The organism is Paenibacillus chibensis, from assembly GCF_004001045.1.
GTDB lineage: Bacteria > Bacillota > Bacilli > Paenibacillales > Paenibacillaceae > Paenibacillus_AQ > Paenibacillus_AQ chibensis.
On the sequence record NZ_BIMK01000019.1, the window covers coordinates 39778 to 55670 of the forward strand.

Genomic DNA, 15893 nt, shown 5'->3' on the forward strand with positions numbered 1-15893 from the left:
CGTCTTTAGGGCTCATATCTCGAAAGTTATTGATTTCGGCTCGATTGGTTCAAGATGCCGTCGTTGTTTTTGAAGCGTTCAGTCGCTTCCTTAACGATATTGTTACCGCCTTTTTGCTTGTATTCCTCAATGACCTTCGGCCAATCCGAGATCGGTTCTTTGCCATAAATCATTTTCACCATATGGTCGATGATCATCTTCGGGGCTTGATCGGGACGCTTGGATGCAAGGTCCGGATTCTGACCGAACGTTTCCAGCTCAGGCACGAACCCGATCCCGCCGATGCCTTCGTGAGCGAGTGTCTCATCCAGTGCCTTTAGCACGTCCATTCCGCCCGGAAGCAGCTCGGTGCGCTCGCGGTTAATGGTGCCGTCGCCGACCCATCTCAGCATGGAGCGGAAGTTCTGCTCGTCGTTGCCTGCTTTGTCCGTAGGGAATTTGTAGTCGATTTTGCCGTCTTTCTCGGTGTAGTTCTCGCCTTCGATACCGAAGCTGAAGAATTTCGCCGCTTCAGGCGTCTGCATCCAATCAAACAGCTTGATGATGCGGATCGCTTTTTCCTTGCTAACCTTGCTGTTGATATACAGGGAGGTATTCACCGAGCTGTACAGACCGTATCCCTTCAAGCCGTTGTCGCCTTCCGGAGACGGGATGCTGTCCACCTTGGCATCCGGTACGACGGCCGAGATTTTCGTGCGGAAGTCCAGCAAGCTGGCGGCATTCGCCGTCCAGATCCCTGCATTGCCCGCCTCAATGTTCTCGGAATACTGCGGCGCCTGGATCGTTGCAAAATCCTTCTGAATCAGGCCTTCGTCATACATCGTCTTATACACGTTAAGCGCCTTTTCCATGTGATCCGCGTTGTAGAACTTCGGTACGACCTCGCCGTCCTTTTCCATGAACTGATAACCCAGCGCATCGTAGGCCCCGAAGCCGATATCGGCATACTTGAAGTTTTCGCGCGCTTGGTAGGGTGCCGGCACGCCCAGTTTCTTGAAGGCACGCATCACGTTCAGGTAATCATCCATCGTTTTCGGTACCGGAAGCCCCGTTTTCTCGAGCAGATCGGTGCGGATAAACGTCGCGCGGCGGGAAGGATTGCTCAGCCACGTCGGTACGCCGTATATTTTCCCTTTATAGCTGACCTCGGCCCAAGCTTCCTTCGGAACCGCTTTCATAATGTTCGGCGCGTATTCCTTCAGCAGGTCATCGAGCGGCATGAACACGCCGGCTTCAATGGAACCCGACATCGATTTATCGGTTGCGCCGCCGACGTTTTGCACCACGTCAGGAATGTCTCCGCCCGCGAACATGACGGCCATTTTGGAGTCAAAATCCTTCAGCGGAATCATGCTCATGTCTACGTCCACATTGGCGCGCTTTTCGAATTCCTTCACCCATTTATCGTTGTTAATATCTTTGGAGCTCTCCGCGTAAGCGTTTCCACTTGTTGTCAGGGAGATGGAGAATTTAAGCGGTTTTGATTCGTCCGAGGCGTCGGCCGTTTCCTGCTTGCTGCCGCCTCCGCATCCTGCAAGTCCTGCTGTAAGAAGCGTTGATGCCAACATCAGGCTGATCCATTTCTTCATTAGACTTTTTCCCCTTTCCGTTTATCGATCGTGCATACCTCATGATAGAACGAAAGGCCGGGAAGCACCCATGGGGCGGATTATGCTGGTGATGTGTTTTTTTAGGATAAAAGCATATAGCGCCCTTGAACGCCGTGATTTTCGGAAAAATCCAAACCCATGCTCCTTTCCGCTCGTTGTAGCCCGCCCGGATTGAGGAATATCAGTTTTGGGACAAAATCCCTCCGGAGCTGCTTCATGACAAAGAAGCCGTCGATCTGCATGAGATCCCGGCCCCGATCATCGAGGATAAACTGTTTAACGGATAAGGCCACCTGCGGATAAGGAGGCAGGTCATCCTGCCCCCTTCATCCGTTATGTCTGCATGGAGATGTTATCCCACCTGCCAAGAATCGTTTTTTCCAGAAAAGCCCGGTGGCAGAAGCTCCGGTTGGGGCGAGGCCTCCGCCCCGTTCCCGGCAAGCTGCTTCGCCGCGGAACGGGGCATTCGCATGATCATCCGCGTCCCCTGCTCCAGGCCGCTTTCAACCGTGAGTCCGTAATCCTCGCCGAATACAAGCTGTATGCGGCGATGCACGTTCGCCACGCCGATGCCGCCTTTCAGCTGGCCCGCTTCACCGTCATCATCGGCAAGACGGTTCTCGCGGAGCTTGGCACGCAGCTCCGCGAGCCGCTCCGGCGTCATGCCGCAGCCGTTATCCTCCACGCTGACCCAGAAGCCGTCCCCTTCCTCGCCCGCATCAATGATAATCGCATGATGATCTTCAACCCCGTAACGGAAGGCGTGCTGAAACACGTTCTCCACCAGCGGCTGGAGGGTAAGGCGCACCATTTTCCGCAGTAAAAGATCCGGACTGACGCGCATATCGATCTCAAAATTCCGGCCGATCCGGTGATTGATGATGACCATGAAATACATGACATGCTTCAGCTCATTGGCTACCGTGATTTCTTCAAGATTGGTCCGCACCGAGTAATGGAGCATGTAGGAAAGCGCCCCGACAATCTCGGAAATCTCGTCCGAGTCTTGAATGACGGCATAGCAGACGACCGTTTCGAGCGTGTTATACAGAAAATGCGGATTGATCTGCAGCTGCAGAGACTGGAATTCAGCCTTCTGCCGTTCGGCTTGCATCTCCTTGTTTTTCAGCTCGGACTGGTAGACGATATCCACCAGCTCCGACAAACGGTTTACCATCGTGTTGTACCTGACGATCAGCTCCGTAATTTCGTCGTGCCGCTTCGGCAGGGGAATGAACTCCCAGTTTCCTTTTTCCGTCTGGCTCATTCCCTTCATCAAGGACCGAATCGGGTTCGTGATCGATGCGCCGAAATGGTTGGCCAGGTACAGCGCACAAAGAAAGGTTAGGGCTGCCACGATGAAAATAAGCATCCGCGTCGTTTCCAGCGGCTTCACCAGCTGGCTGTTCGGGATGGAAACCACCAGGTTCCAGCCGGAGTAATCGGCCTTGCGGCTGATATACGCCCGTTTCGAGCCTTCCGCGGAGCTGCGGAACATGGACGTGCCCGCGTCGGCCATTTCGTTCGCGAGCTTATGGGAGATCTGCTTGCCCACCTTGGAAGGGTCGGTATGATACTGGATCTGGCCTTGATCATCCACGATGAAAAAATAGCTGTCTTCGCCTAAATCGATGCCCTTCCAGAGCGTGGAGAGCTCCTCCGACTTGACCTCAATGCCGACGAACCCCTTCATGTCCGGCGAGCTCAGGCCGCGTATGCGGCGGATCAGGGTCAGCATCGGCGCCGCATTTTTCCCCTGGATCGTATGGTTGATAATCGTCAGGCGTCCGGATCCATCCGTATGCGACTTGAAATATTCAATCTGTTCGGCCGTATCCTTGGGCGAGAAGGACGGCTCGGTCCCGCTGTTAAAATAGTACAGCGCGTTGCCGTTGTATCCGATAATGTAGAGCGCGCTGATCTCCGGATTGCGGATCCAGACCGGCTCGACGATGGAGTCGCGGATATCGGTCATATAACGGTAGTTTTCGTATTCTTCACGGTCCGACGGCAAATCAATGTATTTTTTGACGCTCAGATTGGAGAGCAGGGCCACCATCGAGCGCTGATAGGAAGACAGATACAGATTGGTATGATGGACGGCATTGTTGATGATCTGGGTCATCTGATTCTCCGTGCTTCTCTCCAGCTGCCTGGCCGATATCGTGTAAAAAGCAACGCCCAACGCGGAGAGCGAGAGCAGAATGACGACCAAAAAGCTGGCCAGCAGCTTGACCCGCAGACGGATCTTCATCCTCTTCATCATTCAATGCCGAAAGACGAGCGGTATTCGGAAGGCGACATGCCCACGAAATTTTTGAACGTCTTCGTAAAATGGGGATAATCCTCATACCCGACCTGCACCGCGATATCCGTAATCGTGAGGGCGGGAACCGCGAGCAGCTTGCGCGCCTCCTCGATCCGCTTCTTGATGCGGTAATGCACGAACGTTTCGCCCGTCATCTTTTTGAACAAAGCGCTGAAATACGTACGCGTAAGCCCCACCCTTTTCGCGACCTCCTCCAGCGTCACCTCTTCGGACAGATGCATATCGATAAAAGCCTTCGCCTCCTCGATCGGATCCTTGAATTTGCCTTTTCTCGTCAGCTGCAGCTGGGTAAAAATATCGTCCAGCACCGCGCCGAAGGCATCCATCGCTTCCTTCTTACCGATATCGCTGCTGCTTAAGCCGCTGCTGATCTGCGGCTGCCAGCCGCGCTGGGCAAGCTTGCCCACGATCATGTTCAGGCAGTCCTTCAGCACCGATGTCATCCCGAGCACATGCAGGCCGCTGAACAGGCAGCTCCGCTCGCTCTCTTCGAGCAGCCGGTCCATATCGCCCTTTTGCAGCATCCAGATGCTTTCTTCCAGCTTTTCCGCCCATCCCACGTATTTTTGCAAGGAGACGATATTTTCGTTCATCCCGGCGATAATCTCGCGCAGCGCGTTATGGATATCCTGCTGGGTCACCGGCTTCAGCAAATAACGCTTCACGCCGTAGGCGATGGCCCGCTGGGCATACTGAAAATCGTTATAGCCTGAAATGACCGCCACCTGAACATGGCTGAACTCGTGGTGGATCCGTTCGCACAGCTCGAGGCCGTCCATCCGCTTCATCCGCAAATCGGTCAATACCAGATGCGGCTCCTCGCGTCGGATCATTTCCAAGGCGGATTCCCCGTCATCAGCCGTATAGATGGCCGAGAACGACGCGGGATACCTCTGGACCATTTTCACCAATCCCTTTTGAATGACAGGTTCGTCTTCCACAATCAGCACTCGCATGGACCATAACCCCTTTTCTCATCGGATTTGAGAAGTAAACGGCAGCTTGCCGCGTTTTGTCTGAACAGATCCTTTTAGCGGCTCTGCAGCACCATGACGCCTTCGTTCGCGTGATAACGTTTCGTCGCCTCTTGAATAATGGCATCCCCTCCGCGGCTACGGTATTCCTGTATCACCTTCGGCCAATCCGAAATTGGTTCTTTGCCGTACATCATCCGCACCATGTGGTCCACGATAAACGGCGGGGGCTGATTCGGATTGTTCGGTGCCAGCTCCGGGTAAATGTTGAACGCGTCCAGATCCGGAATAAACACGATATTGCCGCGTCCTTCCCCCGATAGCGTCGAGTCGATGGCTTGCAGCACATCCTCGCCGCCGGGAAGAAGCTTCGTCCGCTCGCGATTAATCGTCAGATCATGGCTCAGCCACAGCAGTTCGCGGAAGCCTTGTTCGTCCTGCTCATCTTTCGTTTGGGGGAACCGGTAATGGATGATGCCGCCGTTCAAGGTATACGTGTCTCCGGGAATCCCGAAGGAAAAGAACCGCTCGGCTTCATCACTAAGCATCCAGTCGAAAAATCGGATAATGCCGATCGCTTTCTCCTTGGAGACCTGTTTATTGATGTAATAGGAATTGATGACGGAGCTGTACAGGCCATAACCCTTCTTGCCGTCCGGCCCCGCCGGGGAAGGGATGATGTCGACCTTCGCCTCCGGAACCGAATCGCCTACTTGAGCACGGAAATCCAGCAGTCCGGCTGCATTCGCCGTCCATACGCCCGCTTTGCCGCTGTAAATGCTGCGGGCATATGCGGTAGAGCTCACCGTTGCGAAATTTTTCGCGATCAGTCCTTCCTCGAGCATTAATTTATAAACGGAGATCGCCTGCATCATGCGTTTGGTTTCGAAGAACTTCGGCACGACCTCGCCGTCTTTGAGTTCAAACTGGTAGCCGAGCACATCGTACGCCCCAAAAATAACATCCGCGTATTTGAAATTTTCACGCATCTGGTACGGATTCTCCACGCCCAGCTTCTTGAAGGCGCGCAGCACATTCAGGAAATCATCCACCGTGCGGGGTACCGGCAGCCCCGTCTGCTTGAGAAGATCCGTGCGGATATACGTGCCGCGCCGTGAAGGATTGTCCAGCCAGGCTGGAATGCCGTAAATCTCGCCGCGATAGCTGGTCTCCTTCCATGCCTCTTCCGGGATTCGCTCCAGCAAACGCGGTGCGTAGGTTCGTATCAGATCATCCAGGGGCATGAACAGACCGGCTTCGACCGTTCCCGACATCGCCGCCGAGCTTGCACCCCCAACGGTCTGGATCACATCCGGAAAATCATCCCCGGTCAGCAGCACCGGCAGACGCTTATCAACATCCTTCAGCGGGATCATCGTCATGTGAAGATCCGTGTTTGTCAGCGCTTCCAATTGTTTAACCCACTTATCCTTCTCGATATCGGGCGACTTGGCCGCATAGTTGTTGGAGGCGGTGGATAACACGATGGAAAAAGACAAAGCCCCCGGGGAAGAGCCGCTGCCGGCCGTTGGTCCAGGGGAGGGTTTAGAGGTGCCCGGAGAATGCGTGATTCCCGGAAAAGAACAGCCTGCAAGAGTCATTAACGTGGTTAACATCAGATAGAACCACTTCTTCATGGTCTCCCCCTCTTTTACGTCCTCCATATCTTTTTCGGACAGAATGGGCGCTATTCGGTTTGGAACACCTCTATATTATCATACAACTTTCGTTTATGTGAAAACGCATTCAAAGGGAGCTATTCGTTCCTTTCTTTTGTCAGAACCTAGGTCTTGATGGATCCTACCAGCATCCCCTTGATGAAATATTTCTGCAGGAACGGATACACGATGATGATCGGAAGCACCGAGACGATAATCACGGCCATCTGCACCCCTGCCGGAGATACCTCGTTGACCCCCTCCAACAGGCTTCCCGCCTGACCGAGGTCGTTGCTGAGCACAATTTCCCGCAGCCGGAGCTGAAGCGGATACAAGGCCCGGTTGTTGATAAAATACAGCGCCGTAGAGTAGGAGTTCCAGTGCGATACGGCATAGAATAATCCCATCGTGGCCATTACCGGCTTGGAGAGCGGCAAAATCACGCTCCACATCGTCCGCAGCTCGCTGGCGCCGTCAATCCGGGCGCTGTCCACCAGCTCGGCGGGGAGCGCCACGAAGAAGGATCTCATGATAAACAGATTATACGCGCTGATGGCTGAAGGAATGACGAGCGCCCAAAGCGTGTTCAGCATATGAAGGTTTTTGATCACCAGATAGTTCGGAATAAGCGGGGCCTGGAAAATCATCGTAATCAGGATGAAAATCAGGACCACCTTCCGCATGGAATACTCCGGCCGCGACAGCGGGTACGCGAGCGAGGCGGTCATGATCAGGTTAATTGCCGTGCCGCCGACGGTAATGATGACGCTGACCAGAAACGCCCGCCAGATGGACGTATCCGCCAGGATGACCTTATAGTTGACGAGCGTCCAATCCACCGGAATCAGCTTGACGAGTCCGGCGTTGATGGCTTTGCTGCTGCTGAACGATTTGGCAAGCACATGGAGCAGCGGAAATACCATGAGGCAGCCGACGACCGTCAGGAATATCGTATTAAACCAGTCGAACCATCGTGATTTGATGTTCATTTTCGCCTTGCTCCCTTCTCTAGTAAAGTCCCTCTCCGCTTGCCCTTTTGCTCAGCGTGTTGCCGATCATGATCAGCACCAGGCCGACAACCGATTTGAACAGGCCGATGGCGGTCGTATAGCTGTACTGCTGATCCAGCAAGCCGACCCGATAGATATACGTATCGAGGATGTCGCCGTTATGCTCGTTCAGCGAGTTCACGAAGACGAATACCCGTTCGAAGCCGAAATCCAGGAAGTTGCCGATATGCAGCAGGAACATGATCGTAATGGTCGGCAGAATGGCCGGAATCGTAATGGAGAGCGTTTGTCTCCAGCGGTTGGCGCCATCCATGCGGGCCGCTTCGTACAGCTCCGGATTGACGCTCGCGAGCGCCGCCAAATAGACGATGGTTCCCCAGCCGCTGTCTTTCCAGATGCCCGTACCGACCAGAATGCTTCGGATATAGGAATCTTCGCCGAGAAAATAAATCGACTTAAGGCCCAGCGCGTTCAGCACTTGATTGACGATCCCCGTTGTCGGAGACAGAATGCCGATCATAATGCCGCCGATAATGACCCAGGAAAGGAAATGGGGCAAATAAACGATCGTTTGCAAAATCCTTTTATAAAGCACCTTTCTCAGCTCATTGAGCAGCAGCGCCAGAATGATCGGGACCGGGAAGGCAAACAGGATATCGTAAAATCCGATCAGCACGGTATTCTCCAGAATTCTCAGAAATTCCGGATACGTGAACATCCGTTTGAATTGATCCAGCCCCACCCACGAGCTCCCCGTAAAGCCTTTGAAAATGTTGTAGTTCTGGAAGGCCATGACCGAGCCCATGAGGGGCAAATATTTGAAAATAATAAAATAAAGAATGCCTGGGATCGTAATGAAATAGAGCGCTTTGTACTTCCGGAAATTACTCCTTTGCCTGCCGAGAGGCTTGCGGGCTTTCATGCTTGTCTGGCTGACTGTGGGCGCCTGTCCTGACATCGTCATCGCTCCTTCTGCTTGTGGACCGGACCGCGGATTGTACCGCATTCTGACCGGTTCCGTTTCTCGTATTGAAAAAGAAAGCGTTATCTTAAATCCGTACTAGGCTCAAGATGACTCATTCCGCCTTCGCCATTATCTTACCGCCCTCCGGTTACCCGCCGGAATGGGGATTTGTCGACTGACCCTGTGTTTTATTACGATCCGCAGTCTAAGGTGGCATCGTCTATCGTTCACGCTTGGATCACGATGCTCTTCCCTTGCTCCACTGTGATCCGGTAACGGAACCCGCCGGGGTCTGCTGCTCCCGATGCCTGCGCTTCAAGCCCTTGGGCATTCAGCGGCACCGGCGACCAGATCTCGCACACCCCGCTCTGCTGCGGATGGATTACAGCCTTGGACAGCGCTCCGCCGCGCCAGCTTATATCCACCGCATAACCGCCTCTGGCCCGCAGCCCGCGCACCTCGCCCGCAGGCCACTGCGTTGGCAGCGCCGGAAGCAGCCGCAGCTCGCCGGTATGCGACTGCAGCAGCATCTCCGCCGCGCCGGCCGTACCGCCGAAATTGCCGTCAATCTGAAACGGCGGATGGCAGTCCAGCATATTCGGATAGGTAGACTGCGCCAGCAGCTTCACCAGATGGTCATGTGCTTCATCGCCCATCAGCAGCCGGGCGTAGAAGTTAATGATCCAGGCACGGCTCCAGCCGGTATGACCGCCCCCGGAGGTCAGCCTGCGCGCGAGCGTTGTTTTTGCGGCTTCCGCCAGCACCGGCGTGTCGAAGACATCGATTAGCCGGCCCGGATGCAGGGCGAACAGCTGCGAAATGTGGCGGTGTCCCGGATCGGCTTCCTCATGGTCCGTTTGCCACTCCATGATTTGGCCATGGCGGCCGATTCGCGGCTTTGGCATGCGGCCGATGGCTTGTTCAAGCTCTTCGATAAAGCCCGTCTCCTCGTTCCCGCCGATCAGGTGCGCGGCTTTCAGGCAGGACTCGAATAAGGTGAGCGCAATCTGCACGTCCATGGACGGCCCCATGCACAGACTGCCGCTGCTGCCGTCTTCAAGGACAAATCGGTTTTCCGGCGACACGGAAGGGCCGGTTACGAGCTCGCCCTCCCCGTTCAAAGTCATGTAGTCCAGCAGGAAGACGGCGGCCTCCTTCATCACCGGATAAGCCCGTTCCTGCAGGAATTTCGCATCGAGTCCGTAACGGTAATGCTCCCACAGATGCAGACTAAGCCAAGCCCCTCCCATCGGCCATACCGTGCAGGTCATGAGAATGCCCTCCGGCCGGGTCTCCGCCCACAGGTTCGTATTGTGATGGGCCACGAATCCCCGGCAGCCGTACATCTCCTGCGCCGTGGCGCGCCCGTTCGGCACCATCCGCTCGATCAGGTCAAAAAGCGGCTCATGGCATGCTTCCAGCCCGAGCGGCTCCGCCGGCCAATAATTCATCTGCGTATTAATATTGATCGTATATTTCGACTCCCACGGCGGCGTATAGCTCGGGTTCCAGATCCCCTGCAGATTGGCAGCCAGCGTGCCCGGCCTGGAGCAGGAGAGCAGCAAATAGCGGCCGTACTGTACGTAAAGCGTCATCAAGCCGGGGTCGGCGGACAGGTCCCGACTGCCGCCCCCGGTCTTGCCCGGTTCCCGTAATGTTTCGTGCAGCCTGTGCAGACGCTGATCCGTCGGCAGCTCCTCGAATGGATCGCCATCCGGCGTTAGCGTCAGCTCAAAACGGTCGAACCGCTGCCGGTATTCCTTCACATGCCGCTTGAACAGCTCATCGTAGGAGAAAGACGCGGCCCGTTCCAGCTGAGTCAGGCAGGCCTCCTCCGGATGCTCCTCCCGGTATGAGGTCTGTGCTGCGAGCAGAAGCGTCACCGCATCCGCTCCTTCCACCGATAGAAAATCCCCAATCATACGCACGGTTCCGCCTTCCTGGACCGCACGGAAGGCGGCGCTGAAGCGAATGCCGTCCGCACCGCATTCGCCGCCCATGATGACCGTCCCGCCCGGTGCCGTCCCGCAGCCGCCGTCGAAGGGGCGGCGCATGAGATTGGCCGCGAAGGTCAGCGCGCCGGGACGGTCTGCCGTCAGGCGCACAACGAGAACGCCGTCCGGCTCGCTGACGAAATACTGCCGGCGGTAGTTCACGCCCTGCGCATGGTACGTCACGTTCACGACGGCGCGCTCCAGATCAAGCTCACGCTCGTAGTCCTCCACCGGGGAGGCGTCGACGAGCGGCTTCAGCATCAGGTCGCCAAGCGGCTGATAGGGCTGCTCGTATTTGGGCGAAGCCGTGAGCGCCATCCGCGCCAGATGCTCCGCCTCCGCCTGCCTGCCTTCACGCAGCAGGCTCCGGATTTCATCCAGATAGGGTCCCGCCTCCGGATTGGCCGCCCGGGAAGGGCCGCCATACCAGAACGAGTCCTCGTTCAGCCGGATCGTCTCGAGGCCCGTGGAGCCGTATACCATCGCTCCAAGGCGGCCGTTGCCGATCGGCAGCGCTTCTTCCCATGCGGCAGCCGGAGCGGTATACCACAGCCGCAAAGGGCGGCCGTGACCGGCCGCTCCGCGCGCGTCTAATCTGCTGCTGCCGATGTCGAAGTTATATCCGTCTGGATCCCGCTGCGCATGCTCCTGCCTGAAGCCGCTGCTTGCATTTTGGTTCATACCGCCAATCTCTCCTTTCGCTCCCGCAGCTGCCCGCAGGGCCATTGCTTCCATTCAAGCCTTATCCACTTCAAACACAAGCGCCTTGATCGGCTCGCTGCCGTCATTGGCCAGCCCATGCTTCCACCAGGGCTTATTTACGATCACATCTCCCGGACCTACCCGCGTTTCCGTTCCGTTCATGGTCATCAGGCCCGTGCCTTCCAGAATGATATAAACCTCCTCGTCCTCCCGGTGCCCATGGTAACCAATCGAAGTGCCCGGAGGCAGCACCGAATAATACAAAAATTTGAGCGGAGACTCGAAATCCGCATTGCTGAACAGCCGCGCGCTCTTAACGAGCCCTTGCCCCCCGTGGCTTACGGAAGGCTTCAGCTCGGCCCGCAGGAAATTACGGATATCCGCCGGTCCGTAGCCCCAGCTGGCAGAGGTATCCACCTGCTGTCCCTGCTTCAGCGATAGCCTCGTGTAATGGGCGAGCGCCTGATTTTTGAGATATTCCTTCGCATCCGTTTCGCCGCGCCGCTTCTCTTCCAGCGCCTTCATGAATTCCTGCACCGGCGTTCGAACCGCCACATCGCTGAAGTCGCTCCAGCGCTGGACGCCGGCCGGCGTCGTCAGCTCGATCTCTCCGTCCTTAAAGGTCAGGCTGCCCTGATCTCCTTCAATCCGCCAATCCCCCGGCCACTGCGTTTCGCGCCCTACGCTGTGCAGCGAGCAGCGGAAGGAAGCCTGAATGCCTGCCTGCAAATCCATCACGATATGAAACACATGCCGTTTGACGGCATACAGCTTCCCGACCTCACGTCCCGACAGATGGCGCAGCAGATCGAAATGATGAATGATCACTTCCTCCAGCTCATCGTTTGGCTCCAGCGTCACCCGCTGGCGCTTGCGGAAGAATTCGCATTCCAGCGACTGCAGCGTGCCGACCGCGCCTTCGTCGATCAGCCGCTTCAGCTTGCGCAGCGGCGCGAACGTGCGGTAATTTTCCGCAATCATAAACGGAATCCGCTCGTCCTCCGCCCTCTTCACAATCGCCTGCGCCTTCTCGTAATTCTCCGCAATCGGCTTCTCGCACAGCACCGGCAGCTTATAATCAAAGGCCAAGTGATTGATACTCGTATGCGCATGGCGCGGTGTTACGTTGATCACAAAGTCGGGCGCCTCCCGCTCGATCGCTTCCCTGGCATCCGTATAGAAGGGAACGCCCTCCGCCTGCAGCTGTTCGCCCCGGCTCCCGTCCGTATCGGAAACGGCCAACTCCAGATCCCCGTTCAAGCTCCGCAGTCTGCGGTACCAGCCGCTTCCGGCCTCACCCAACCCAACTAAAAGCGCTTTCATATTTTCATCCCCCTGTCCCATACCGTAATTTAAGCTTTCTTCCATGCTACTACCGGGCCGCCGCGACCTCCATTGCATAGGTTGTGCTGGGCCTGTGTTTTTTTAAGGTGCTCTGCGAAATCAAAAAAAAGCAAAGAAAAGCCCGGCCCCGAAGGCCGGACTTCTACAATGCAATGGCTGAATATAATCAGCTCTATCCTTTGACCGCGCCGGCAGCAATGCCGTCGACGAAGTATTTTTGCAGCAAAATGTAGACGAGAATGCTCGGGATCGCCGCCATTAGCGAGCCGGCGGCAATCCAGCCGATCTGCGCACTATTTTCACCGAAAAAACTGGATAAGGCGACCGTAATCGTGCGCGAATCGGGCTTTTGCAGAAAAAAGAGCGAGAACTGATAGTCGTTCCAGATGGAGTTGGCGTTCATGATGACGATCGTGGCCGTCACGGGCTTCAACAGCGGCAGAATGATGCGAAAAAACATGCCCGTCTTGGTGGCTCCGTCAATCATCGCCGCTTCGTCCAGCTCCCGCGGAATCGTGCCGATGAAGCTCGTGTACAGGAAGATCGCCATCGACAGCTGGAAGGTCACATGCAGCAGCACGATCCCGAAATAAGTGTTCATGAAACCGATATCCACGAAAAGCTTATACAGTGGCACCAGTATGGTCAGCGGCGGCACGATGAGCGCACTGACGAAAATGCCATACACCCACTTGTTCAGCCTGGACTGATACCGCGCCAGGGGGAAGGCCGCCAGCGAGCCGAAGATCAGAATCAGCACGACCGACAGAACGGTAATGACGCCGGTATTCAGAAAGGCCCTGCCAAGATGGGCATTTTGCCATGCGCTAACGAAATTGCCCGTAAACCAGTATCCGGGAAACACCCATTTAGAGCTCATATCCCGCAGATCCTTAAAGGATACGGTCAGCAAAATATAAAACGGAACAATATGAACTAAGGCGACTATGAGGCCGACAATCGTGTAAACGGCTGCGCGTTTACGCTGCTTCATTGCGACAGCTCCTTTCTGCGCAGGAAGTACAGAGACGTAAGGCTAATGGCCGTAATCAGCAAGAACATCAGGTTGCCGAGCGAGGCCGCAAGCCCCGCATCCTGCCTTGCAAAATACAGCTGATACATCATTGTTGACAGCGAGGCAGAGGCATATCCCGGGCCGCCGTTCGTGAGCGCGGCAATAACGTCGAAGAGCTTCAGCCCCCCAATCAGGTTCAGGATGATGCTGGTCGTCAGCGCAGGAGCCAGCAGCGGGAAGGTGATGTTGAAAAAACGGTTGAACGGCGTGGCCCCGTCCATTTCAGCGGCCTCATAATAGTCCTTGGAAATGCCCTGAAGTCCCGACAGGAAAATCATCATCGCGATCCCGAGGAACTGGTAGGTGTTCACGACCATGATGATCCAGACGTTCACTTTGGGGTCGGCCAGCAAATTCACGGGCTTGCCCGTGAACGCCGTAATGATGTCGTTAATGGCCCCGCCGTTGTATTGAAGCAGAAAATACCAGATATAGCCCATAATGATCGGACTGACGATGGCCGGAATATAGACGATGACCCGGACGAACGTCTTGCCCTTGCCGTGCTTGTTGAGCAGCAGCGCATACAATAGACCGAATATATTTTGGAAAAGCGTACTGCCAACGCCGTAAATAAGCGTATTGATGATGACGGTGTGAACGCGGCTGTCGGACAGCATTCTTTTGTAATTGTCGATGCCGATATAATGAAGTGCCTGGGAGTAACCGTCCCAGTCGGTGAAGGAAATCAGCAGCCCCCTGAAAAAGGGATAATAAATAAACACCGCAAACAGCAGCAAGGCAGGCAGATACATCCAGTTCAGCATGACCGGGGATTGGGCCAGTCGCCGCATCCCGGCCGTTTTGCGCGGAACTGCCTCTGTGACCATCATGTCTGGCTTCATCTCTTCACGCTCCTCAAGCCAAGGCGGCAGGAAGCGAGGCATGACCTCATGCCCCGCCGCCCCTGAAGTTATTTTTTGGACAGGCGCTCGACCTCGGTCTTCATCGACGCGCTGAACTGCTCGGGCGTCATGCGGCCGGCCAGCAGCTCGGTGCCGTTTTTGCAGAGCACATCCCACATGCCGTTCGGCAGGTAAACGCGGTCAAAGTAAGGGAATACACGAATATTTGCGTATTTTTCATAGTAAGGTGTGAGCTCATGATCGGTCTTCACGTCTTTCAGCCCCGGAGGGTTCTTGGAGACGTTCGAAAGCTTCGCCATATTGTCCGGCTTGGCAAAATACTGCAGCAGCTTCTTCGCTTCATCCAGATGCTTCGAATCCTTCCATACCGCCAGCGTGTTGCGTTCCCCGCCTGCAAAGGTCGGCTCGTCACCCGCTACCATTGACGGCACCGGCATGATGCCGATTTTCATGTCCGGAGCGATTTCATGCACGGAATCCATGAATGCCGGTCCGACCAAAGCAAACGTGACCTTCTCTGCGGCAAACGCGGCTGGAAGGTCGCTGCGCTTGGCTGTCAGTACATCTTCGTTGATCAATCCTTGTTTCTGAAGCGTGAGCAGGCTTTGCGCCAAAGGCGTCATATGCGACCAGTCGAAGCTTCCGTTCAACAGCGCATCTCCATCATTGTCCTTGGCCGTAATCAGGAGCGGGTTCGCGAAATTGTCCAAATACTGGCCAATCATGCTGTCATCAATGCCCGACAGGTAGAATGGTGTCGTTTTCCCGCCGCTTTCCTTCTTGATTTTCTCGCCTGCGGCGACCATTTCATCGAACGTGCGTGGCACTTCAATCCCATATTTCTCGAGCATACCCACGTTGTAGAGCAGTCCGTCCTTGGCTTCGGTCAAGACAAGCGCGTACACTTTGCCGTCTTTGTCCGTCACCACGTCGCGGATCGTGTCGGTCAATTGGGAGGCCCAAGGCTCATCGCGCAGATCCGCCAGGTAATCGCCATAGCGGAGCTTTGCCCAGCCATGGGTATCGAAAATATCAGGCAGGTCGTTCGCCGCCATTTTGACCTTCATCGTGTTCTCGTAGCCCGTGCTGTCAAATTGCAGGTTGACGCTGATATCAGGATTTTCCTTCGTAAAGCCGTCCACGATTTCACGGTACGCCTTGGTCAGCGATTCATCCGAAATGTTCACCATCATCGACAGCGTTGTTTTTGCCTTGCCCGAGCCAATTTTACCGGAGCCCGTTTCGACGCTGCCGCCGTTCCCGCTGCCACTGTCCGGACGTGACGAGCAGCCGCTGAATATAACCAGAAGCATGGCCAGAGCCAAGAACCAAAATGCGCGTTTTCTCATATACCCACCTCATCGTCT

General features: G+C 55.5%; 11 protein-coding genes. All 11 read right to left on the reverse strand.

What is annotated here, in order from left to right; all coding sequences use genetic code 11:
- Positions 1 to 26: 26 nt before the first annotated feature.
- The 11 genes from PCH05_RS16260 to PCH05_RS16310 all read right to left on the reverse strand — a co-directional run bounded on the left by PCH05_RS16260 (position 27) and on the right by PCH05_RS16310 (position 15875).
- Entirely contained in the window at positions 27 to 1589 is a 1563-nt protein-coding gene (locus PCH05_RS16260) for an extracellular solute-binding protein (protein ID WP_127603753.1), read from the reverse strand.
- 373 nt (positions 1590 to 1962) lie between these two features.
- Complete coding sequence (locus PCH05_RS16265) at positions 1963 to 3864, reverse strand: cache domain-containing sensor histidine kinase (protein ID WP_246049642.1); 1902 nt, start codon at positions 3862 to 3864, stop codon at positions 1963 to 1965.
- A gap of 8 nt (positions 3865 to 3872) precedes the next feature.
- The gene (locus PCH05_RS16270) at positions 3873 to 4895 is read right to left on the reverse strand and encodes a response regulator transcription factor (RefSeq protein WP_127603755.1); all 1023 of its coding nucleotides are present in this window, start codon (positions 4893 to 4895) and stop codon (positions 3873 to 3875) included.
- Between the two features lie 74 nt (positions 4896 to 4969).
- Complete coding sequence (locus PCH05_RS16275) at positions 4970 to 6550, reverse strand: type 2 periplasmic-binding domain-containing protein (protein ID WP_127603757.1); 1581 nt, start codon at positions 6548 to 6550, stop codon at positions 4970 to 4972.
- A gap of 146 nt (positions 6551 to 6696) precedes the next feature.
- Positions 6697 to 7560, reverse strand: coding sequence for a carbohydrate ABC transporter permease (locus tag PCH05_RS16280; RefSeq protein WP_127603759.1), 864 nt, complete (start codon positions 7558 to 7560; stop codon positions 6697 to 6699).
- A 19-nt stretch (positions 7561 to 7579) separates the two neighbouring features.
- Positions 7580 to 8503 (reverse strand): ABC transporter permease, encoded by a 924-nt coding sequence (locus PCH05_RS16285; RefSeq protein ID WP_246049646.1) that lies wholly within the window; start codon positions 8501 to 8503, stop codon positions 7580 to 7582.
- Between the two features lie 269 nt (positions 8504 to 8772).
- Positions 8773 to 11274, reverse strand: coding sequence for a glycoside hydrolase family 95 protein (locus PCH05_RS16290; protein ID WP_246049644.1), 2502 nt, complete (start codon positions 11272 to 11274; stop codon positions 8773 to 8775).
- Entirely contained in the window at positions 11275 to 12609 is a 1335-nt protein-coding gene (locus PCH05_RS16295; RefSeq protein ID WP_164766674.1) for a cupin domain-containing protein, read from the reverse strand.
- Between the two features lie 148 nt (positions 12610 to 12757).
- On the reverse strand, positions 12758 to 13579 hold the full coding sequence (locus PCH05_RS16300) for a carbohydrate ABC transporter permease (protein WP_127603765.1): 822 nt from the start codon (positions 13577 to 13579) through the stop codon (positions 12758 to 12760).
- On the reverse strand, positions 13576 to 14505 hold the full coding sequence (locus tag PCH05_RS16305; RefSeq protein WP_371860555.1) for a carbohydrate ABC transporter permease: 930 nt from the start codon (positions 14503 to 14505) through the stop codon (positions 13576 to 13578). The genes PCH05_RS16300 and PCH05_RS16305 overlap by 4 nt, the downstream gene beginning before the upstream one ends.
- A 68-nt stretch (positions 14506 to 14573) precedes the next feature.
- Positions 14574 to 15875: an ABC transporter substrate-binding protein gene (locus PCH05_RS16310; protein WP_127603767.1), complete on the reverse strand. Its 1302-nt coding sequence runs from the start codon at positions 15873 to 15875 to the stop codon at positions 14574 to 14576.
- Positions 15876 to 15893: the final 18 nt, after the last annotated feature.